Annotated in this window: 1 pseudogene; it reads right to left on the bottom strand. The window is 68.8% G+C overall.

Annotation, left to right across the window (positions count from 1 at the left end):
* Positions 1–337, bottom strand: a pseudogene (locus tag L692_RS33030) (ATP-dependent helicase); the annotation flags it as partial.

Here is a 337-nt window from a genome sequence, read left to right on the forward strand (position 1 = left end):
TGTCGCGGCTGCCCGTAAGCAGGCTGTTCCACCACAGCTCGGTCAGAGGCGATCGCCCCCGGCGGTAGTTGGCCTTGAAAGGAAGGAGCTCCTGCTCCATTCCGGCCACAACTCCCTTGACCTCCGCGTTGATCACAGCCTGAAGGAAGGAGTAGAGCACGGCGGCCCCGGCCTCTTCCCGGGAAGCCGGATCACCTCCCTGCAAGGCGGACGAGCCAAGCGCCAGCACCGGCATGGAGGCGGAGAGCCGCAGGAAAGCCTCCCGCTGGTCCGGCGCCCTGCAGACGGGAACCCAGCAGGTCTCCGCCGCCAGCTCTCCGCCGCGCCGCCGCGAACC

This window comes from Paenibacillus forsythiae T98, assembly GCF_000520735.1.
GTDB lineage: Bacteria > Bacillota > Bacilli > Paenibacillales > Paenibacillaceae > Paenibacillus_AQ > Paenibacillus_AQ forsythiae.